The 17,618-nt window shown below is 58.5% G+C and carries 20 protein-coding genes; 10 read left to right on the top strand and 10 right to left on the bottom strand.

The features are described from left to right. Positions 1 to 19: 19 nt before the first annotated feature. From AC1DNI_RS06695 to AC1DNI_RS06705, 3 genes are all read left to right on the top strand, one after another. On the top strand, positions 20 to 325 hold the full coding sequence (locus AC1DNI_RS06695) for a hypothetical protein (RefSeq protein ID WP_477691269.1): 306 nt from the start codon (positions 20 to 22) through the stop codon (positions 323 to 325). A gap of 82 nt (positions 326 to 407) precedes the next feature. After that, complete coding sequence (locus AC1DNI_RS06700) at positions 408 to 860, top strand: c-type cytochrome (RefSeq protein WP_477691270.1); 453 nt, start codon at positions 408 to 410, stop codon at positions 858 to 860. Between the two features lie 10 nt (positions 861 to 870). Then, positions 871 to 1,803, top strand: coding sequence for a c-type cytochrome (locus tag AC1DNI_RS06705; protein ID WP_477691271.1), 933 nt, complete (start codon positions 871 to 873; stop codon positions 1,801 to 1,803). A 10-nt stretch (positions 1,804 to 1,813) separates the two neighbouring features. Here AC1DNI_RS06705 and AC1DNI_RS06710 read toward each other — a convergent pair whose 3' ends face one another. The 3 genes from AC1DNI_RS06710 to msrB form a co-directional block, all read right to left on the bottom strand. Next, complete coding sequence (locus AC1DNI_RS06710) at positions 1,814 to 2,149, bottom strand: hypothetical protein (RefSeq protein ID WP_027229979.1); 336 nt, start codon at positions 2,147 to 2,149, stop codon at positions 1,814 to 1,816. Between the two features lie 111 nt (positions 2,150 to 2,260). Continuing rightward, on the bottom strand, positions 2,261 to 4,366 hold the full coding sequence (locus AC1DNI_RS06715) for a S9 family peptidase (protein ID WP_477691272.1): 2,106 nt from the start codon (positions 4,364 to 4,366) through the stop codon (positions 2,261 to 2,263). A gap of 87 nt (positions 4,367 to 4,453) precedes the next feature. Continuing rightward, on the bottom strand, positions 4,454 to 4,858 hold the full coding sequence (gene msrB, locus AC1DNI_RS06720) for a peptide-methionine (R)-S-oxide reductase MsrB (RefSeq protein ID WP_113282039.1): 405 nt from the start codon (positions 4,856 to 4,858) through the stop codon (positions 4,454 to 4,456). 398 nt (positions 4,859 to 5,256) lie between these two features. Between msrB and AC1DNI_RS06725 the strand changes: the two genes are divergently transcribed. Beyond that, positions 5,257 to 5,694: a Ros/MucR family transcriptional regulator gene (locus AC1DNI_RS06725; protein WP_027229976.1), complete on the top strand. Its 438-nt coding sequence runs from the start codon at positions 5,257 to 5,259 to the stop codon at positions 5,692 to 5,694. Between the two features lie 59 nt (positions 5,695 to 5,753). Here AC1DNI_RS06725 and AC1DNI_RS06730 read toward each other — a convergent pair whose 3' ends face one another. Next, complete coding sequence (locus AC1DNI_RS06730) at positions 5,754 to 6,062, bottom strand: cytoplasmic protein (RefSeq protein WP_477691492.1); 309 nt, start codon at positions 6,060 to 6,062, stop codon at positions 5,754 to 5,756. 205 nt (positions 6,063 to 6,267) lie between these two features. Here AC1DNI_RS06730 and AC1DNI_RS06735 point away from each other — a divergent pair, with 205 nt between their 5' ends. Both AC1DNI_RS06735 and AC1DNI_RS06740 read left to right on the top strand, forming a co-directional pair. Continuing rightward, positions 6,268 to 6,720 (top strand): helix-turn-helix domain-containing protein, encoded by a 453-nt coding sequence (locus AC1DNI_RS06735; protein ID WP_477691273.1) that lies wholly within the window; start codon positions 6,268 to 6,270, stop codon positions 6,718 to 6,720. Then, positions 6,720 to 7,511 carry a DUF6456 domain-containing protein gene (locus AC1DNI_RS06740; RefSeq protein ID WP_477691274.1) on the top strand — a complete coding sequence of 264 codons (792 nt, stop codon included), beginning with the start codon at positions 6,720 to 6,722 and terminating at the stop codon, positions 7,509 to 7,511. Before AC1DNI_RS06735 ends, AC1DNI_RS06740 begins: the two co-directional genes overlap by 1 nt. A 2-nt stretch (positions 7,512 to 7,513) precedes the next feature. Here AC1DNI_RS06740 and AC1DNI_RS06745 read toward each other — a convergent pair whose 3' ends face one another. Beyond that, complete coding sequence (locus AC1DNI_RS06745) at positions 7,514 to 7,939, bottom strand: SufE family protein (RefSeq protein ID WP_027229972.1); 426 nt, start codon at positions 7,937 to 7,939, stop codon at positions 7,514 to 7,516. A 228-nt stretch (positions 7,940 to 8,167) separates the two neighbouring features. Then, positions 8,168 to 8,635 carry a DUF5330 domain-containing protein gene (locus tag AC1DNI_RS06750; protein ID WP_477691275.1) on the bottom strand — a complete coding sequence of 156 codons (468 nt, stop codon included), beginning with the start codon at positions 8,633 to 8,635 and terminating at the stop codon, positions 8,168 to 8,170. A 374-nt stretch (positions 8,636 to 9,009) separates the two neighbouring features. Between AC1DNI_RS06750 and AC1DNI_RS06755 the strand changes: the two genes are divergently transcribed. The 3 genes from AC1DNI_RS06755 to AC1DNI_RS06765 are packed head-to-tail and all read left to right on the top strand — an operon-like array spanning position 9,010 to position 12,032. Continuing rightward, positions 9,010 to 10,824, top strand: a complete 1,815-nt coding sequence (locus AC1DNI_RS06755) for a sensor histidine kinase (RefSeq protein ID WP_477691276.1) — start codon at positions 9,010 to 9,012, stop codon at positions 10,822 to 10,824. Continuing rightward, complete coding sequence (locus tag AC1DNI_RS06760) at positions 10,799 to 11,671, top strand: peptidoglycan-binding domain-containing protein (RefSeq protein WP_477691277.1); 873 nt, start codon at positions 10,799 to 10,801, stop codon at positions 11,669 to 11,671. Before AC1DNI_RS06755 ends, AC1DNI_RS06760 begins: the two co-directional genes overlap by 26 nt. A gap of 13 nt (positions 11,672 to 11,684) precedes the next feature. Beyond that, positions 11,685 to 12,032, top strand: coding sequence for a DUF1491 family protein (locus AC1DNI_RS06765; protein WP_477691278.1), 348 nt, complete (start codon positions 11,685 to 11,687; stop codon positions 12,030 to 12,032). Between the two features lie 29 nt (positions 12,033 to 12,061). Here AC1DNI_RS06765 and AC1DNI_RS06770 read toward each other — a convergent pair whose 3' ends face one another. The 4 genes from AC1DNI_RS06770 to AC1DNI_RS06785 all read right to left on the bottom strand — a co-directional run bounded on the left by AC1DNI_RS06770 (position 12,062) and on the right by AC1DNI_RS06785 (position 16,709). Beyond that, the gene (locus AC1DNI_RS06770; protein WP_477691279.1) at positions 12,062 to 13,015 is read right to left on the bottom strand and encodes a DUF2336 domain-containing protein; all 954 of its coding nucleotides are present in this window, start codon (positions 13,013 to 13,015) and stop codon (positions 12,062 to 12,064) included. Positions 13,016 to 13,395: 380 nt separating this feature from the next. After that, entirely contained in the window at positions 13,396 to 13,941 is a 546-nt protein-coding gene (locus AC1DNI_RS06775; protein ID WP_477691280.1) for a DUF1254 domain-containing protein, read from the bottom strand. Beyond that, a complete protein-coding gene (locus AC1DNI_RS06780; protein ID WP_027229964.1) occupies positions 13,934 to 14,518 on the bottom strand; it encodes a DUF1214 domain-containing protein in 585 nt (194 codons plus the stop codon). Before AC1DNI_RS06780 ends, AC1DNI_RS06775 begins: the two co-directional genes overlap by 8 nt. Before the next feature lie 37 nt (positions 14,519 to 14,555). Further along, positions 14,556 to 16,709 carry a transglycosylase domain-containing protein gene (locus AC1DNI_RS06785; RefSeq protein ID WP_091919280.1) on the bottom strand — a complete coding sequence of 718 codons (2,154 nt, stop codon included), beginning with the start codon at positions 16,707 to 16,709 and terminating at the stop codon, positions 14,556 to 14,558. Positions 16,710 to 16,985: 276 nt separating this feature from the next. Between AC1DNI_RS06785 and AC1DNI_RS06790 the strand changes: the two genes are divergently transcribed. After that, positions 16,986 to 17,615, top strand: coding sequence for a LysE family translocator (locus AC1DNI_RS06790; RefSeq protein WP_113282028.1), 630 nt, complete (start codon positions 16,986 to 16,988; stop codon positions 17,613 to 17,615). Positions 17,616 to 17,618 lie beyond the last annotated feature (3 nt).

A 17,618-nucleotide genomic window follows, 5' to 3' on the forward strand; every position in this document is an offset into this window, starting at 1 on the left:
GCCGGCGTGCAAAACCCGAATGTACAACCCGTCCACGATCGCTGGGACCGCCGTCATCATCGGTGGGACAGGCGTGATCATCGTTGGGATCGCAGGTGGGATCGACGCTGGGACCGCCGGTGGGACCGTCGTCACTACGGCCGGTGGGATCGTCCACACCATCGCCGCTGGGATCGCCCGCACTATCGCGGGTGGGATGACCGGCGATACAACCGCGGGCGTTACTATCGTACCGGCGTTTACTTCTCGCTCTAAGACGCACAAACCCCGGCCAAGTGCCGGGGTTTTTGCAACAAACGAAAAGTTGATCGAACGCTACGGGTGATTTTTGCTGCCTTTGATCTAGAGTGCCAACCGGAAACCCTTGAAGCCAAACCATATTTAGCCACAAGAGTTGGGAGACACCCATGAATAGACTGATCGCTTTGACTGCGGCGCCGCTTTTTGCCGTCGCTGTTTTTTCGATGTCAGCGCATGCAGATCCGATCGCGGACCGACAGGCACTGATGAAGGATCAGGGCAAGACCGTGGGTAGCATCACACCGATCATCAAGGGCGAAAAGCCTTTTGACGCCCAACTGGTCATGACCGCGCTGAAGCATCTGAACGAGGATGCGCAGAAAATCGATATCGCGACACTGTTCCCGAAAGGCTCCGAGACGGGCGGCAAGACAACAGCCTCGCCGAAAATCTGGGAAGATAGCGCTGGTTTCGAAGCGGCCATGAGCAAATACAAGGCCGACGCAGCCAAGGCAGCTGCCGCCGAGCCAAAGGATCTCGACAGCTTCAAGGTCGTCTTCAATCAGGTGACCGAGAATTGCGGCACTTGCCACAAGGCATTCCGAATCAAGAAAGACTGAGACCGTACCGATGATGCGCAGGGCCGCGCTCATCGTCATCTTGCTCGCGGTCATCGCTGGAGCGGGCTTCTGGTATCTTACGGCACCCGTCCGGCTTGATCCGTCACAACTTGCCGGGGTGGCCCCCGGCGACGTTCAGCGCGGTGGGAAGGTGTTTTGGCAGGGCGGCTGTGCTTCTTGCCATGCAGCACCGGGCTCGAAGGGCGACGCACGGCTGGTTCTGGCTGGCGGCGTCAACCTTGTCACCCCGTTCGGGACCTTCGTGACGCCGAACATCTCTCCCTCAAAACAGGGTATCGGCGATTGGTCGTTCGAAGACCTCGCCAATGCGATGATGGCAGGCGTTGCGCCCGATGGCCGGCATTTCTACCCAGCGTTCCCCTATACGTCCTATGCGCGCATGCAGCCACAGGATGTTGCCGATCTTTACGCCTACCTCAAGACCTTGCCGCCTTCGGACAATGTTGCCGGTCCGCACAAACTCGGCTTCCCCTTCAATGTCCGGCGTGGTCTGGGGCTCTGGAAGCGGCTTTATCTTTCGCCGAAACCCGTCCTTGCCATTGCCGAGGCGACGGATGCGGTGAAGCGCGGCCAATATCTTGTCGAGGGTCCCGGACATTGCGGCGAGTGTCACACACCGCGCAACGCCATAGGCGGGCTCGACAAGGGCAGATGGCTTGCGGGGGCCAAGGCCGCAGAAGGCAAGGGCGTCGTCCCCAACATTACGGACGGGGAGGGAGGCATCAGCGATTGGTCGGAGAAGGACATCGCTTACGCCCTCGAGAGCGGTTTTACGCCGGAATTCGATTCGCTTGGAAGTTCCATGGCTGACGTCGTCCAGAACATGGCCCAGGTCGATGCGTCCGATCGCGAGGCAATCGCCGCCTACCTGAAGGCTGCGCCGCCGCACCCGAATGGCTATCCGGCTCCTGCGCCCCAGTGAATGCTAGCGATCATCGCCGTTCGCAGCGGATCAGGACAGACGGACCATCATTATATTTGCTTCGCATCGTATAGAGCCAGCCCTGGCATTCCTGCAACGAAGTGAAACAACGGACCGCAAAGACGGGCGCTTCGTCGCCGCCAAACGAGATGATCGGATTGTCGGTCGTGCCTGAATAATAGCCGATGATGATGCCGGAGCCGCGCGGCGGCGTATTGCAGCGCCGCCCGGCATATTCGCTTACATTCTTGAGTACGGCCGCCGCGCGATCAATATGGGCAACGGCGAGAAAAGGCTGGGCGGCGAGCCCCATAGCAGCCAATAGCATGAGCCTGCTTTGTAACATTGCAAGAAACCTCCGTAGCCAACACAGCAGTTATACTCAATCTGGCGCAACATTGCGCGTTCGTTTCATTGAGCAACGGCACGGGGCACTCGGAAGTTTCTGCGATGGTGTTCACATTTGTGTTTTTCCGGCGAGCTTCAGCGCGTAGGCGTACACATAGGCCACCTCTTCCAGACGTGAGAAACGCCCCGAAGCCCCCGCATGCCCGGCTTCCATATTGATGCGGAAGAGTACCGGATTGTTGTCGGTCTTGAGCTCACGAATTTTGGCCACCCACTTCGCCGGTTCCCAATAGGTAACGCGCGGATCAGTCAGGCCCGCGACGGCCAGAATTGGCGGGTACGCCTTGGCTTCAACGTTCTCGTAGGGCGAATAGGAGGCCATATATTCATAGTCGGTCGCCGAAGTGATCGGATTGCCCCATTCCGTCCACTCGGGCGGCGTCAGTGGCAGCGTATCGTCGAGCATGGTGTTGATTACGTCGACGAATGGCACCTCGGCGATGATGCCGCCGAATGTATCAGGCGCCATGTTGGCGATGGCGCCCATCAGCATGCCGCCGGCGGAACCGCCCTGCGCGACGATGCGGTCGTGGCTCGTGTACCCTTCGGCTACGAGGTGCCGTGCAGCGGCAATGAAATCGGTAAAGGTGTTTTTCTTGTTGAGCCGCTTGCCGTTCTCATACCAGTCATAGCCCTTGTCCTTGCCGCCGCGAACATGCGCAACCGCGTAGATAAATCCGCGGTCGGCGAGCGAGAGGCAATTGGTATTGAAACTCGCGGGTATGCTGATCCCATAGGACCCATAACCATAGAGCAGGCACGGTGCTGTGCCATCGATCCTGGTATCGCGATGATAGACGATCGAGACAGGTACAAGCTCGCCGTCGGGGGCAGGGGCCAGCAAGCGACGCGTCACATAATCCTCAGGATTGTGCCCGGATGGAACTTCCTGCGTTTTCAGCAAGGTGCGCTCGCGGGTACGCATGTTGTAGTCATAGACCTGTGTCGGCGTGGTCATTGACGAATATGAGAATCGGATGATGTCGGTGTCATACTCGGCGCTTCCCTCAAGACCAAGCGCATAAGCTTCCTCGTCAAAGGCGATGGCGTGCTCTTCGCCGCTCTTGCGATCGCGAATGAGAATACGCGGCAGACCGTTCTCGCGCTCAAGCCAAACGAGATGGCTGGAATAGGCGGAATGACCAAGGAGAAGACGTCCGGATTTGTGCGCGACCACTTCGGTCCAATTCGACTTTTCGGGCGCGTCCACCGGAGCGCTCATGATCTTGAAATCCTTGGCGCCCTCATCATTGGTGAGGATGTAAAACACGTCGCCGCCTTCGGTGAGACTATATTCGACGCCGGGCTCGCGCCCTGCAACGAGTCTTGGCTCGGCGGTCGCGTCGTTGGCGGGGATCAGCCATATTTCTGACGTCTGGTGATCGTGAATATCAACGAAGATGAAGTCGTTCAGCGAGCTGCCGCCGACGCCGAGGAAGAAGCCTGGATCCTTTTCCTCATAAATGAGGCGGTCCTCGCTCTCCGGTTGGCCGAGTTCATGGTAGTAGAGGCGCGATGGCCGGTGATTGGCATCGACCCGGGTGTAGTAAAAGCCATTGGATTGCGCGTTCCATACACCGCCGCCGGTGGTGTCGCTCACGCTGTCCGTCTGGTCCTGAAGCTTTGTCAGGTCGCGAACCTTCAATGTAAAGAACTCGGAGCCCTTGTCGTCGTACCCCCAGATCATCTTGTTGTGATCCGGCGAGTGATCGGCCGACGCGAGACGGAAATACGGCTTGCCTTCGCCTTCGAGATCGCCGTCGAGCAGCATGGTCTCATCGCCGCCATCGCGCGGCGTGCGGAAAAACCGCGGCTGTTGGCCACCAACCTTATAGGACGTGCCATATGCATAAGGACCATCTTTCGAAGGTACTGACGAATCGTCTTCCTTGATCCGGCCTTTCATCTCGTCAAAGAGACGCTGCTGGAGCGGTTTGGTATCTTCCATCAGCGCTGTCTGATACGCGTTTTCCGCTTCGAGATGCTGGCGAATTGCCGGATCAAGCGTGGCGGGATCGCGAAAAACGTCCTGCCAGTTCTCGGCCCGCATCCAACCATAGTCATCGACGCGGGTAATCCCGTGACGTGTGTCGGAGACGGGCCTTTTTTCGGATTGAGGTGCAGCAAGAGCGGGGAAGCGCGAAGGGTTGGTCATCTAAAAACTTTCATGGTTACCGACGGGAGCGTCCCGCGGGCGGAAATACACGTTCAGAAACTATGTGCAAGAAACGCCGGCGCCACGTCAATCCTCATCGAAGACGAGCGCATTGCCGTTCATGCAATAGCGCACGCCCGTAGGCGGTGGCCCATCGGGAAAAGCGTGGCCAAGATGCGCGTCGCAGTCCGAGCACTTTATCTCCGTGCGCAGCATGCCGTAGGAGCGGTCCTCGACAGCAAAAACGGCCTCAGGCTCGATGGGCGCGTAGAAACTTGGCCAACCTGTGCCCGAGTCATATTTTGTCTCGGAGCGGTAGAGCGGTCGGTCACAACAGACGCACTTGTAGGTCCCCTTCAACTTGCTGTCGAAGTTCGGACTGGAAAAAGCACGTTCCGTCCCGTGATTTCGCGTGATCTGGTATTGTTCGGGTGTCAACTGTTCACGCCATTGTGCGTCCGACTTGACGACCTTGAATGTTCTTGTGGTCATTGAGGGTTCCTTTTTACGCCAGATGTAGGCATGAACACTAGAATCGGCAATATCTGTTATTATAGAATGCTTGGGACGCGGATCGTTGTTCCTCATTTTTGCCATTTTTTGTCTTAGTGGTATGCCGCAAATCGCTGTCAGCATTCCCTAAGTGTTGTCGCACCAGTGGCCGGGCCCTGGCTTTCTTGCGTCCATTGTCGTTTGCGTCCTGTTAATCTCTATTCACGGGATTATTTGAAATATTTCTTTTTTGAACGAAGTATTGATTTGACAAATAAAATGCGTTCCGCAATAGAGTGTCATCAAAGGCGTTGGAGACCTCGCGTGTTCTCGACTTTATATTGGTGATTTTAATCTACCTACCGAGATAAAAAAATAGACGAAGGAATTGGACTTAGATGACCACGTTCGACAATTCAAACACAACTGCCGGCGACGTCCTGCTTGAACTCACTGCCGAACTGGTTGCTGCCTATGTCAGCAACAATTCGGTGCCAGCCGGTGACTTGCCTACTCTCATCGCCGACGTTCATGCAGCGCTCGGCCGAGTTGGGGGCAGCGTCGAAACAGTCGTTGCTGTTCAGGAAAAGCCGAAGCCGGCCATCAACCCGAAGAAGTCCGTTGCGGACGACTACATCGTCTGCCTCGAAGACGGCAAGAAGTTCAAGTCGTTGAAGCGTCACCTGATGACCCACTACAGCCTTACGCCGGAACAGTATCGCGAAAAGTGGGATCTGGACCCGTCCTATCCGATGGTCGCTCCGAACTATGCAGCAGCGCGTTCGCGCCTGGCCAAGAACATGGGCCTCGGTCGCAAGCGCAAGAAGGCTGCCTGATCGAGCAACGGGCATATGCCACGCAGACGGGACGGCGCCGCAGGGCGCCGTTTTTGCATTCAAGCGGTGCGGATCTGTTTCTCCGGCTCGCTGCTGGAAAGCGATACTTTTAGCGTTTCAAGCGCCTGCTTCAGGCCAATATGGCGGTTGAGATCATAGCTCCAATGGCCTGCGGCGCCCTTGAGGCGTTCGCGTTCGATCAGCCGCTTCAGCCGCTTGCACAGATGTTCCTTCTTCGCCGCGTCAAGCAATAGAACCGTACCCAGATCCTCGCCACAAAGAATTTGAAGCGCAAGTCGCTGGCGAGCATCGCTGGTCTCTTGCTCCTGCGATTTTAAAAATGCGATTTTCTGTCTGTTCCAATCGATCACCGACACGTTTTACCCCTTCTTTTGTGGATCAAACGATTATGCGCGATGATGCTGCGTGTAGGATTTATGTCCTCGGCTTTGAAGGCCGAATGCAAAAATACAATGTAAATACAGATTGTTAAGATAGGCTGTCAGGAAAACTTATCCACGCACTTGAAGGGTCCAATATAAGAAGATATTCCTATTAGAAATTGGAGCTAGGATGTCTTCGAGTTTGCTCAATCTGATCCGTTCCGCCCCTGAGGCCAAGGCGATGGTCCACTCGCTTCGGCCAAGGCGCGGTAAACCGAAGATACCGGAGCTTGGGTCCGTCGACGAGGAAGCGCCTCTCGACGAGCGGCTGCTCCAGGTTTGCGATGGCCTGATCGATATTCTTTCGACGTTCTTCAATGTGAGCGGCCGCGAACTGCGCTCACATTCACGCTGCGAGCGCCCGGTTGCCAGGGTTCGGCAGATCGGCATGTATGTCGCGCATGTGACGCTTGCTCTGACCATGAGCGAGGTAGGGCGCGCCTTCGGCCGCGACCGGAGCACAGTGAACCACGCATGCCATCTTATCGAGGACATGCGCGAGGAGCTGGAGTTTGACCATATTGTTCAGACGATCGAGAACATCGTGAAGGTCGCATTCATGCGCGACGGGACGGTGCGCTGATGAGAGCAGCAAACGATAAGAACCGCGAGTTGCGACTGTTGCGCTTTCTGGCAAAAGGCCCGGGTTTCCTCGTCGATCAAGCCGGAAATGGGAGGGTGATGTTGGAAAGCTGCGAGCACGGCGCGATTTCGGTCGAGCATGCCGCAGTCAAATCGGCACTAAGCAACGGCAGCGCGACGCTGCGCGGAACGGAACTTTCCATCAGCGAAGCCGGCAAAGCACATTTGCGCCGGGTCGCCTTATCGGACGATCCTTTCGCCGGTCAGCATCGCGAAGAGACGACGGTGGTCCTCGCTGACCGACATGGCACATCCCAGGTACGCAGCAACCAGAGTGAATCGCCCCTTGCCACGCTCCGCAAGCGCAAAGATGCCGGCGGAACGCCCTTTATCAACGACGAAGCGTTCAAGGCGGGCGAACGGCTGCGCGCGGACTACACGATTGGCAACCTGATGCCCTCGATCGGGGCAAATTGGGACGTGACGGGCAGCGCCTCGTGTTCAAACGGCGTCCTCGAAATCACCGATGCGGCGCTTGCTGCCCGCCAGCGGGTCGAGCGCGCACTGGAAGCGGTGGGACCGGAGCTTTCCGGCGTCCTTGTCGACGTCTGTTGCTTCTTGAAGGGGCTGGAGCTTGTCGAACGGGAACGGCAGTGGCCCGTCCGTTCGGCAAAGCTGATTTTAAGAACGGCGCTTGCTGCGCTTGACCGTCACTATCATCCGGCAATGCCGTCACGGCGGAGCCAGCGCATCATTCACTGGGGAACGGAAGATTACCGGCCGGCACTTTGAGATTACGCTGTGGCGAGGGCAGCCTGCGCTTCGCTGCGGATCCGGCCGATCATGGCGCGCAGGCCATTCGACCGCTGCGGCGTGAGATGCTCGTCGAGCCCAAGCTTTTTCAGGATGGCGTCGGGATCGATCGCCATGATCTCCGATGCGCGTTTGCCCGAATAGAGCACCATCATGATTGCGACGAGGCCGCGAACGATATGCGCATCTGAATCGCCGAGAAAATCAATGACAGGATCCACGTCGCCATTCAGGGAGCTTTTCAGCCAAACCTGGCTGACGCATCCTCTCACCTTGTGGGCAGCATCGCGGGCGGAGTCGGGATAGGGCTTCAAGTCACGCCCGAGATCGATGACATAGCGATAGCGATCTTCCCAATCATCGAGAAAATCGAAATCAGCAATAATGTCGTCGATTGTCTGTGCCATGCCTTGGATCCTTTCAAGGCACATATAGGCAACCTAGCGGCAAACGTCACGGGATTAGAGCACGTCTTGCCTAGATAAAAACAGTTCTGCTTCTCGGATGGCGAGACAATCCACGCGGAAGGTGGTTGTGCGCCAGCCGGAATCTTGGGAGGGTAGGGTGAATTTGCCCTAAAATCCATCGGGCTCCGGTATCGTCCGATGGATGAAACGTTAGCCTCGCCACGCCGGCTAGTCTCGGACGACTGTACCGGTCTGCGCCTTCTTGTCGACACTGGTTGACGCTTCGCTCTGGCGGTCAGCGGCTTCGATCAATTCGCGCAGTGCGAGTTCGCGCAATTTCGCCTTGATGGCATCGGCGGTTGCGGCGGGCTTTGCGTCGCCATGAGCTGCGGCGACCGCGGCGTCCGGCCGGGGCACGTCCTTGCCGAGTTGTGTGTCGAAATAGTCGTAACCTGCCTTGGCAACGTCGCCGGCGCGTTCGCCGGCATTGGCGAAGGCGGCCTTACCCGTCTCGCAGGCTTGCGGCTTGCGGTTGCAAAAATCGCCAAGGTCGACAATGGCTTCCCGTGCGGCTGTGAAAGCTTCGAGCGGACCAGGCTGGTTTGCGCCGTGCTCGTCCTTCGCCGGCGGAATGAACAGCGACACCAGCATCATCCAGAAGCAGAACTTGATCGCAAATCTGATCAGGAAACCCATTCCTTTTCCTTTGCCCGATCCCTAGTGGTGGCGTTTTATGGGATAAGCCTGCCACACAACCGGCAAGAACTCGTTGCGGCAAACCTCCGAATTTGAGCGATCATAGAAACGAAGGATTAAGAATTCTTCGAAGCGGAACTGCATGCTTACGATTCGAAAGGAAGCGCGACGGCCAAGGGCAACCCTTCATTTACCATGCCCGCCACAATCGCTCGAAACGGGCCACAACCGGCCGGGGTGTGCCCCGCTTTATCCTTTCCTTAAAGCCTCGTCTGCAAAAGTTAACGCCGACAAGAATGTTGCAAGCGACATTCGGAAAATGACCGCATTTCATCCGGCTTAGGCCGGAACGTGCGGAAAGCAGGAAAAAGCTGGTGCCGATTCATTCCGTCATTCGATCCAGTATTGTCGAGACCTATGAACGTCTCTGCAAGCGCTGGGTAAATGCATCCGTCGTGGACGCGGCGGAACGAGCACGCGACGCACGCATCGCCGGCAGCATGTTCACGATGCCGTTGCTGCTGGCGGTAGCCATGCTGACAACTCACCCTTTGACGAATGATATCGCAGTCATCGTGAGCCTCGTCGTCGGGGTTCTGGCATTGCCGATGATTTTCTGCGGCGCGCTGTCGATTTCGCGAAAGAGCGCGACAGTCGGCACAGCTGCGCTAATTGCTTATGGCGCGGCGATTGCCGCCATCAGCGTCAGCGCAGGATCGGCCAGCCTGCTTTTGTGGCTGATGACGGCAGCGATCCCGCTCGAGACATGGTTCGTCCATAAATCCAGGACTGCGCTGGGAGTGGCCGGCTGCACTGCGGCAGCGGTCGTTGCTGTCCTTTCGATTGTGGCATTCGAGAGCGGCGGTTTGGTGACCCTTTCTGCTCCCGTCCTTCTCGCATCGCTTGGCTATATGGGCATCCTGCTGGCCCGGACATGCAATGCGCTTTCCCGCCACGCACGGTCGGCACGCCGCGACGATCGCATCGCCGATCTCGAAAGCGTCATCGAAGGTGTGGTGATCAGGCTTGCGACGGATGGAACGATCGAGTGCCTTTCGCCCCGGGCGCAAGAACAGTTCGGCATTGCGCGCAACCTGCTCATCGGCACAGCTTTGATGGAGAGGGTGCACGTTTCGGACCGCGTGCAGTACGCGAATTTCCTCGCGGATCTAAAGGGAGGCGCGCCCGTCGCCACCGCCGATGTGAAGCTGCGCAGCGTCGCAGCCGGCGAAACGTCGAAGCATGCGCACACTATCCGCTTTGCCACGCACCATCTGCGCGCGGTTCCGCACAGCGAAGGCACGGGTTTCCTCGTGGTTGCCACGGATATCGCCCAGGCCGTTGCCGACAGGAACGCACTTGCCCATGCGCGCCGCGAGGTTGAAACCGCTGAAATCGCCAAGAGCCGGTTTCTTTCTTCGGTCAGCCACGAATTGCGCACGCCGCTGAATTCGATCATCGGCTTCTCGGACCTGCTGCTGCAGGAAATCTGCGGCAAGCTGCCAGATTCGCGCCAGCGCGAATATGTCGAACTGGTGCACCGTTCGGGAACACATCTCCTTTCGGTTGTGAATGCCATCCTCGACGTTTCGAAGATCGAAGCCGGGACCTATCCCATTGTCACCGAGCGTTTCGCCTTCAAGGATGCCGTGACGATGGTCCATGACATGATGGCGCACCAGGCCGCGCAGAAGGGCGTGACTTTGTGCGACCGTGTCAGCCCGCGGGTCGGGACTGTGGTTGCCGACCGGCGTGCCATCAATCAGGTGCTGATCAATCTCGTGTCGAATGCTGTCAAGTTCACCGAGAGCGGCGGCGTGGTTACGATTGATGCGCTTATCGAAGACGAAATGCTGGCTTTCTCCATCAGCGACACGGGGATTGGCATTCTGGAAGCTGACCTGAAGACGCTGGGTCAGCCCTTCCGGCAAGTTCAGAACGATTACACGCGCAAACACGAAGGCACCGGTCTCGGTCTTGCGACCGTCAAGGGCCTCGTCGGCCTGCACGGCGGCAGCCTCAACATAAAGAGCACTCCGGGCGAGGGCACTGTCGTCGACGTGCGCATCCCGCTCGAAGGACCGCAAATGGAAGATCATATCGAGGATGAGGCGGCAAACGTGGTCGAGTTCAGGATTGATAGCGATATGAGGGGAGGTTCCCATGCCGAAACCCGTAAATCGGCCTAAGAAGCGGCGCGCCCCGAAGCGCGGACGGGTAACGATGGTTCTGCTGGCCGCCGGCGGGTTGGTGGCGAGCAATCCGGCTATCGCCGGCGGCACGACCGCCTTCCTGGTGACGCTCGGCTTCATCTCTGCCAATGCGCTCTGGTATCAGCCGCACGTGCATGATGGCGTGTTCTTCCGCACAAGGCCGGAGCTCGTTTTCAAGCCGATCAAGCAGCAAGCGAACCCGCTCGGCAAGGCTTCCGATAACTCAGACAATCAGCCAATGGATGCACCCATCCGCAAGGTGACGTCGGTTCCGGTTCCCCAGAGCCAGGATCCGATTGCCGCCGCCATTAATGGCGATCCCGTATTGGCGCCCGGCGGCGATCCCGAGGTTGCCAAGCTGCAGCAAAAGCTGCTGGCGCTTGGGCTCTACACCGGCACGGTTGATGGCATTTCCGGCAAGGGCACCCGGGCGGCCATTGAAGCCTATCGCAAGGCGGCCGCCGAAATCGGCATCGATACCGAGGCAACCGTCGATAAGCCCAGCGAGACGACGGCGAGCATTGCGGTTCCGGCTAAAAAACCGGCCCAGACCGAAGAAGCGACCGTCCAGAAAATATCGACAAATCCCGCGCAGGATGTCGCCGCGAGCAGCGCAGCCGGCGGCCTTTCCCCCGCCGAGATCGTTCGCGTGCAGGCGGGCCTGCGTGCTTTCGGCAACGATATGGTGGAGATCGACGGCAGGGTCGGCGCGTCGACAAAGGCTGCCGTAAGCGAGTTTCAGAAACTGTTCCGACTTCCGGTGACGGGAGAGCCTGATACGAAACTCCTTGCCAAGATGCAGGAAATCGGCCTGATCAACTGATTGGAGCCTAAAAATGCGTCTTACATCAGAGTTCTGGGTTTCGGCGCTCGTGCGCCGCGTCAATAATAGCGGTGCGTTCGCGGCGCTCTCCAACAAGGGCGCTGCCGAGGCGGGAGCGATCTTCATCAAGTTCCGCAATGCCGACGGAACCTATGACCTCTTCGGTCCGGCGCCGCAAATGGCCTATGACGAAACGAAGCCGCAGGAGCGATTGTTTTCCGCCGTCAGGCAAGGTGTGGAAGAGACCACAGCCGATGCCGACCTAGAAAAGCAGAAGCGCTGGGACCGTGATCTTTGGGTCGTCGAGATTGAGGACTACCGCGACGATCGCGCCGGACTCTTCCCGATTGCTCCCGAGTAATCTGGGGTAGAGCGCTTGATAGAACCGCTCTAAGACACCCGGCGTCTGCCGTCTTCGTAATCCTCGGCCATCTCGCGCAGTTTTTGCCGCAGCTTTTCCGAGTTTTCAGCGGTTTTCCAGCGATCGACGGTCGCCTGCGCCTTGTCGCGGTCGATCTGGCGATAAGACTGGATAAACAGGCGCAGGGATCGCAGATCCTTGTGCACCAGGCCGAAGAGCCCGGTAAGGACCAGATGTGCCGCTTCCGCTGAAAGGCCAAGCGACGCCAGGGCAATGGTCAATTCGGCATTCAATCCGTGGCCTATGATTTTTCGTGCCGTCTCGACATCAAGGTTAAGCGCGATGGCCAACTCCCGTTCGAACGACATCGTCTCGTCAAGCAGTGCCGCATCGACAAGGTGGTTGGCGAGCGTGCCTTCATCGGACAAGGCAGCATCGCGCATTAGAGCCTTCAGCGCTTCGCGGGTTTCGCGAAGCCGGGGCGATTCCGGCGCGGTCGCTGCATCAGCAATCGGCGCATCGTCCCCGAGGTCGAAATGAGATTTGATCTCGAGCGCGTTGTCTATGGCCGTATCCTTGAAGCTGCGCAGGACATTCAGAAGTTGCGGATCATCCGATCGCCGGCGGGCTATGACCCGGGCGTGCGAGATCCCCTTGTGGGTTATGATGTCGATGAGGTCCTTTGGCGTGAGCAGCGGCGAGCGCAGCAATAGCGATGCCGAGATATCGATGTCGTCCTCGGCAAGTGCGAGGATCAGGCGCTTCGGTGCGTGCGGAATTTCCGACAGGGCAGCGGCCGCATGGCGACGGACGCGCGGCGAGGCGAGGGCGAGCAGGGGAACGGCAAGGTCTTCGAGTTGCTGTGCGTCGCTCCGTGCTGGCCTTGCGACACAGCAGAAAGCGGTAATCGATGCGGTAAGGAGATCGTCAGCCTTGCTGCCGCCGTTGCGGTCTTCAAGCGCCCGAAACTCAGGATACTTCACGAACACACTCCACTCGGAACACAACGCGGTTAAACAATGGCTAAAATTAGCCGCCAAGCGTTAGCAAGCCGTTAACCATCGGCATGTCTAATGAAATTATGGCGCAGTTCATGCGCGCGTAGGCATCGGAGTATCCAGGGAGATCAACCAGAGACCGATACGGATGAAGTCATGGGATTTGTCATCGCATTTCCAGGCAGCACCACCAGCAAGCGCCGGCCTAGCGCAGAGATAAATCGGCATCACCAAGCCGAAATCACCATCTTTCCGGGCGTGCGCTACGAACGCTATGCGCCTGAGCCGCCAAAGCGCGCCAAACCGAAACCAAATCGCAGGTTCCTTGATCGGGTGCCCCAGCCGGGGTAGTCGGCACAACCGTCCTAAAGCAGCGGCGTGCAGGCCGCACTGTCAAGGAACGCCGTTACCTGGCTCTGCCACGAGGCGTCCGGTACGAAACTGCGCACGACCACAAAACCCTCATCCATATCGGCTTCGATCAGGACTGAATTCTCGGCGGACTCAGGCTTGGTCTTGTTGAGCTCGATCATTTGCAGGGGCGTTGCCACAACAAGGTCCAGTTGGTCGGCGATCGCCGTGCGGTCATTGATCGAATAAAGGTTTTCACCTTGCCGGTTGTAGACTGAAATCGACCAGTAGGGGGTCGTTCCAAGGCCGGTAATGTGCGCGGGCAGATCCGTGATGTCGAAGCGGCAGACGGATGCCTGGAACAGCGGATCGAAGGCGAGGGGAACCATCCCCGGCGCGCCGTCGCGGGTGACGCGATGGAACTGCCAATCGTCACCGTAAGCGGCGACCCGGGACCAGCTGTTGCGGTCGGAGTAATAGGGCACCAGCAGCACCACCACGAGATGGATGAGGCCGGCACCGACAAGGCCAAACAGGATTGCACGAAGAAACCTAGCCATCGCACCCGATCCTCGTAACCGTCGGGAATGCCATATTGACCAGACCGGAATTACCCGCAATCGGAGTGTCATAGAGCGTCATGACGAGCACCATGCGTCCGCCGCCGCTTGTGGCCAGCCAATTGCCCGGCTGCGCCGTCGGCGAGACGCTGATGCTGAAACCGCCATCATCATTGCGAAATATCTGCCGGGAGTGCAGCGCGGGGAGTTTGTCCTTGCCGGGCTCGAGCGAGGTCAGCGCGCGGTCTGCGGCATAAAGCGTCCAGAAACGGGTGTTGGGCGTATTTCCTTCCACCTTGTACGTGCAGCGCCGATCCAGCGTTTTGCCCTCGTTGTCGCTATAGGCGTAGAAGACGAGGCCCTCGGTGCCGCCGAGCGGAAAGGCGCCTTCGCGGGCCGCGCGCGCTTTCGCATAAGGATCGGAGAGGGGCGTGCCCGCGTCGGGATGCGCCGTCCATTGTCCGATGGCGAGCGAACCGAAGCCGTCGAATCGGCTCACCGCATACCATGCGCTCAGCGTTCCGCCGCCGACGGCAATCACAAGCGCAAGGAGGGCAAGGAGAACATTGCGAAGCATGAAGACGATGACTACACGGGCGTGCTCGGGGACGCAATCAAAGCACCGAGACCTTTTCGGGCGGGACAGGCAGTTTCAATTGCGGGGCGGCTTTCAGAGCCTGTCCGATCTCGCGCACGGCCGTAGCGGTCGCCCCGGAAAGGACGCGCGGCCGTTCGATGGCAGTCAGGGCATCGGCGTCGTCGTCGGCAGCCTTTTGCTTGGCCTCGGCGACCTTTTCTTGTTTCGGCATGGTCGGGTCGATTCCTGGTATGGCCTTGAGTTCGATGTTCTGATGCGCGTAGTTCATGAAGCGCTGCCAGGTCATTGCAGGAAGGATGCCGCCCGTGAGTTCCTTGGTCGGCGTGAAATTATCGTTCCCGAACCATACGGCAGCGGTGTAGTTGCCGGTGAATCCGACGAACCAGGCGTCTCGATAGCTCTGCGTCGTTCCAGTCTTGCCGGCGACGCGCGTCATGGATAGCGCCGCACGCCGACCGGTGCCCCATTCCGGCACCTGAGCCAGCATGATGTTCATATTGTTGTTGGCTGTCTCAGAAAGAACGCGGTGCGGTTTCTCGCCATCCTTCTTCCAGTCCCAAAGCACGTCGCCATTCTGGCTGAGGATTTGCGTAAAGGGGTGCCGCATCCCGGCAATACCGCCGGTGGCAAAGACATTGTAGCCGGTCGCCTGGTCGAGCACCGTCATGCCGGATGTGCCGAGGACCATGGTCTTGTGCGAACTGATCGGCGATTCGACCCCCATTGCCTTGGCGAGCGCAACGATGGGCGCGGTGGTCAGATAATCTTTGGCAAGCCGGACGGGCACCGTATTGATGGATTTGACCAGCGCCGTCGTCAGGTCGATCTTGCCGAGATATTGCCGCGAATAATTCTGCGGCGACCAGTTGCCCCAGGAAACGGCGCCGCCGGACACAAGCGTCTTCGGTGTCATGCCCTTTTCCATCGCGGCGGCATAGACATAGGGCTTGAACGACGAGCCCGCCTGACGCTGGGCCGCCGTCGCGCGGTTGAACTGGCTTTCGCCGTAGTCGCGTCCGCCGACGATTGCCCGCACAGCACCATTGTTTTCAAGAACGACGATGGCCGCTTGCGTAACGTTATATTCCTTGCCGTACTGGCGAAGGTGATATTCGGCTGACTCTTCGGCCGCCTTCTGGATGCCCATATCGATCGTCGTCCGCACGACGAGCGTATGTGTCGGCAACTTCTGGGCGACCTTGCGGACTTCGTCGAAAGTCCAGTCGAGGAAATAGTCCGGACTTTCGGACCGGCCGCGATCGACGACGGTCGCCGGGTTGCGGCGGGCGCCGACCACCTGGCCTTCGGTCATCAGCCCACCCTGGACAAGGTTCGTCAGCACGACATTGGCGCGAGCGCGGGCGGCCGGCAGGTTTACGTGCGGTGCATATTTGGCGGGCGCCTTGAAGAGGCCGGCCAGCATCGCGGCTTCTGCAAGATTGACGTCCTTGATGCTCTTGCCGAAGTAGAACTGCGACGCGGCCGCGATGCCGAAGGTGCCGCCGCCCATATAGGCCCGGTCCAAATAGGTCTGGAGGATTTCCTTCTTGGTGAGGTTCGATTCGAGCCAAAGGGCAAGGAAGGCTTCCTTGATCTTGCGGTCGAGGCTGCGTTCGTTGGTCAGGAAAAGGTTCTTGGCAAGCTGCTGGGTGATCGTCGAGCCGCCCTGCACCACGGAATTGGCGCGCAGGTTTTCCGTCATGGCGCGCGACAGGCCGAGGAAATCAATGCCGAAATGATCGAAGAAACGCCGGTCCTCGGTGGCAAGGACCGCTTTGATCACGTGATCCGGCAATTCATCGATAGGAACGGCGCTGCGATGGAGAATACCGCGCTGGCCGATCTCATTGCCATAGCGGTCGAGAAACGTCACCGCAAAGTCGTCGCGCGTGCGCCAGTTTTTCTCGGTTTCGTGAAAGGCGGGAATGGCAAGCGTCAGCATGACGACCGACCCCGCGGTGCCCCAGGTAAAGCCTTCGCCCAGCAATTCGATGATGACGCGACGCCAGCCGGTGACATGGAACCGGCGAAAGAAAATCGTCGTATCTTCCCAGAACTCGACGAGGCGAAAACGCAATTCGTAAAGGGTTGAATCGATCCAGGCGTCAAGGCCCAGCAGCGGCGAGACCTTGAATCGCTTCCGTTCTTTGCCTGGCCTGGGCTCTTCCATGAGTTCTTGCCTGCCCTACGCTTGGCACGTCCACCCTGATTGGACATGGTGTAGCGGATTACATTTAACAGCTTCTTAGGACGGCTGTTTTGCAGAGATTATATGGTGGCTTCTTAGACTAAAGAATACCGCTTTTATGACTAAGGCCACAAGACGCGACGAGCCGCGCAAGTTGATTTGATCGAGGAGTGTTGCCGAAGCGCAAGCCTGCAAATTGCGCTTGCAATTGGTAGCCACCGGTGGATTGATGCCATTTTTCACTCGAGGATGGTACGCATGTCGATTGAACATTGGCTCGCATTCGTTGCGGCATCTGCAATTCTCCTGGCCATTCCCGGTCCCACCATCCTTCTTGTCATCTCTTACGCACTCGGCCATGGCCGCCGCTTTGCCGTGGCAACGGTTGCCGGCGTCGCGCTTGGCGATTTTACCGCGATGACAGCTTCAATGCTCGGCCTTGGCGCCCTGCTTGCCGCCTCCGCAACGATCTTCACCGTCCTCAAATGGGTGGGCGCAGCCTATCTGATTTATCTCGGCATCAAGCTCTGGCGAGCGCCTGTTTCCAATCCTGGTGGCGGCGATGCGGCGGTCAAGGAGGAGAAGGCGCTGCCGGTCTTCCTTCATGCCTATGTCGTCACCGCTCTCAACCCGAAGAGCATCATCTTCTTCGTTGCGTTCCTGCCGCAGTTCCTCGACCTGTCGCGTCCCGTACTCGGCCAGATGGTCATCTTCGAGACGACGTTCCTGCTTTTGGCAACGCTGAACGCCGGCACATATGCGCTGATGGCATCCATGGCCCGCCACACGATCCGCAAACCCAAGGTGCAGCGCATCGTCAATCGCTCAGGCGGGTCGCTGATGATCGGCGCTGGTATGCTGGCTCTGGGTTGGCACAAAGCGGCCTAGAGA

The sequence above is a fragment of the Phyllobacterium sp. 01N428 genome, assembly GCF_056399405.1.

What these genes read in the sequence shown, in the direction of transcription:
- AC1DNI_RS06725 (WP_027229976.1), top strand. Translation starts at nt 5,257, where the DNA reads ATGACCACGTTCGACAATTCAAACACAACTGCCGGCGACGTCCTGCTT.
- AC1DNI_RS06780 (WP_027229964.1), bottom strand. Translation starts at nt 14,518, where the DNA reads ATGCTTCGCAATGTTCTCCTTGCCCTCCTTGCGCTTGTGATTGCCGTC.
- AC1DNI_RS06715 (WP_477691272.1), bottom strand. Translation starts at nt 4,366, where the DNA reads ATGACCAACCCTTCGCGCTTCCCCGCTCTTGCTGCACCTCAATCCGAA.
- AC1DNI_RS06700 (WP_477691270.1), top strand. Translation starts at nt 408, where the DNA reads ATGAATAGACTGATCGCTTTGACTGCGGCGCCGCTTTTTGCCGTCGCT.
- AC1DNI_RS06765 (WP_477691278.1), top strand. Translation starts at nt 11,685, where the DNA reads ATGCGTCTTACATCAGAGTTCTGGGTTTCGGCGCTCGTGCGCCGCGTC.
- AC1DNI_RS06735 (WP_477691273.1), top strand. Translation starts at nt 6,268, where the DNA reads ATGTCTTCGAGTTTGCTCAATCTGATCCGTTCCGCCCCTGAGGCCAAG.
- msrB (WP_113282039.1), bottom strand. Translation starts at nt 4,858, where the DNA reads ATGACCACAAGAACATTCAAGGTCGTCAAGTCGGACGCACAATGGCGT.
- AC1DNI_RS06790 (WP_113282028.1), top strand. Translation starts at nt 16,986, where the DNA reads ATGTCGATTGAACATTGGCTCGCATTCGTTGCGGCATCTGCAATTCTC.
- AC1DNI_RS06710 (WP_027229979.1), bottom strand. Translation starts at nt 2,149, where the DNA reads ATGTTACAAAGCAGGCTCATGCTATTGGCTGCTATGGGGCTCGCCGCC.
- AC1DNI_RS06785 (WP_091919280.1), bottom strand. Translation starts at nt 16,709, where the DNA reads ATGGAAGAGCCCAGGCCAGGCAAAGAACGGAAGCGATTCAAGGTCTCG.
- AC1DNI_RS06740 (WP_477691274.1), top strand. Translation starts at nt 6,720, where the DNA reads ATGAGAGCAGCAAACGATAAGAACCGCGAGTTGCGACTGTTGCGCTTT.
- AC1DNI_RS06695 (WP_477691269.1), top strand. Translation starts at nt 20, where the DNA reads ATGTACAACCCGTCCACGATCGCTGGGACCGCCGTCATCATCGGTGGG.
- AC1DNI_RS06760 (WP_477691277.1), top strand. Translation starts at nt 10,799, where the DNA reads ATGCCGAAACCCGTAAATCGGCCTAAGAAGCGGCGCGCCCCGAAGCGC.
- AC1DNI_RS06775 (WP_477691280.1), bottom strand. Translation starts at nt 13,941, where the DNA reads ATGGCTAGGTTTCTTCGTGCAATCCTGTTTGGCCTTGTCGGTGCCGGC.
- AC1DNI_RS06745 (WP_027229972.1), bottom strand. Translation starts at nt 7,939, where the DNA reads ATGGCACAGACAATCGACGACATTATTGCTGATTTCGATTTTCTCGAT.
- AC1DNI_RS06705 (WP_477691271.1), top strand. Translation starts at nt 871, where the DNA reads ATGATGCGCAGGGCCGCGCTCATCGTCATCTTGCTCGCGGTCATCGCT.
- AC1DNI_RS06750 (WP_477691275.1), bottom strand. Translation starts at nt 8,635, where the DNA reads ATGGGTTTCCTGATCAGATTTGCGATCAAGTTCTGCTTCTGGATGATG.